The sequence below is a fragment of the Cytophagales bacterium genome, from assembly GCA_019456305.1.
Taxonomy (GTDB): Bacteria; Bacteroidota; Bacteroidia; order Cytophagales; family VRUD01; genus VRUD01.
In genome coordinates, this window is record VRUD01000003.1 from 51,123 (window position 1) to 52,859 (window position 1,737).

Consider the following 1,737-nt stretch of genomic DNA (forward strand, 5'->3'; position numbering starts at 1 on the left):
TCTGTAAAAAATGCTGTATTGGTGGTGGAATCAACCGAGTAATACCAATCGGCATTACATGGAGCGGTTCCACCAATGATCACCTGGTCACAGAATGTTGACGAGCAGCCGGAGCTGTCCGAAACAGTTAAGCATACCCAGTATGTACCTGTTGCAGCATACCAGTGTGAAGGATTGGATAATGTTGACCATGAAGAATCGCCAAAATCCCAGTACCAGTTCAAAGGCGGGTTACTGGTTGTTGACATATCGGTAAAGTAAGCAGTATTTGTAGTATCAACCCCATAGATAAAGCTTGCTAAACAACCACCACCACCTACACCAACATCTACCCAATTACACCAGGATGATGAGCAACCGGCACTGTCAGTAATAGTTAAGCAAACCCAGTAAGAGCCTGTGGCAGCGTAAAAGTGTGTAGGATTAGATAGGGATGACCATGTAGAGTCACCAAAATCCCATGACCAACTCGTCACACCAACCGATGACATATCGGTAAAATTGGCTGTGTTTGAAGTATCAACCCAATGACTGAAGTTTGCGAAACAGCCCCCGCCAACACCAACATTAACCCAGTCACACCATGTTGAAGAACAGCCGGCACTGTCAGTAATAGTTAAACAAACCCAGTAAGTGCCTGTTGCAGCATAAAAGTGTGTAGGATTAGCCAGGGTAGACCCGGTAGAGTCACCAAAATCCCAGGACCAACTGGTTACTCCAGCCGTTGACATATCTGTAAAGTTGGCCGTGTTGGAAGTATCAACCCAGTGACTGAAGCTTGCAAAACAACCACCACCTGAACCAATAGTGAGCCAGTTACAATAAGAATAACTGCATCCATCTTTATCATTAACAGTTAAGCATACCCAATAGCTTCCAGTAGCTGAATAAGTGTGTATAGGATTTTGTACAGTGTCACTCCAGGTATCTCCAAAATTCCACCACCATGAATCAATGCCGGAATCATCCCAGGAACCATCGTAGAAAAAGATGGTTTTAGGGTCAATAGAATCAGGATTGGTCCAGAAGGATGCGTAGCCGTTGCAGGGTGGCGGGCCTGTGCCAACATTGACCCATTGACACCATGAATAAGTACAGGAATCAAAATCAGTAACGGTCAGGCAAACCCAATAGCTAGTGGTATCGGGGAAGGTATGATAAGGATTTTGTAAGGCGGAAGTAGTGGTATCGCCAAAATCCCATGACCAGGATTGAATGCCTGAATCATCCCAGGAGCCATCCCAGAACTGGACACTGTAAATGTCTAAAGAATCGGGATCAGTCCAGAAGTTTGCATAGCCGTTGCAGGGAGGCGGGCTTCCGCCAACATTCACCCAGTTACATATAGAATAATTACAACCGCTCGAATCGGTTACGTCCAGACATACCCAGTAGTTTAGGGTGTCAGCAAAGATATGTACGGGGTTTTTAAGTGTTGAAGTGGTAGAATCTCCAAAGTTCCATGACCAGGACATGATGCCTGAGTCATCCCATGACCAGTCAGTGAAATAAATGGTTTTAGGGTCCAATGAATCGGGATATTGAGTAAAGGATGCATAGCCGTTGCAGGGAGGCGGGCCTGAGCCAACATTCACCCAGTTACATATAGAATAAGTACATGTATCAAAATCAGTAACGGTCAGGCAAATCCAATAGCTAATGGTATCGGGGAAGGTATGATAAGGATTTTGTAAGGCGGAAGTAGTGGTATCGCCAAAATCCCATGACCAGGATTGA

The 1,737-nt window shown here is 45.2% G+C and carries 1 protein-coding gene; it reads right to left on the reverse strand.

Annotated elements, in window-relative coordinates; translation table 11 throughout:
* On the reverse strand, window positions 1-1,737 hold a 1,737-nt coding region (locus FVQ77_01040), incomplete at both ends, for a PKD domain-containing protein (GenBank protein MBW8048930.1).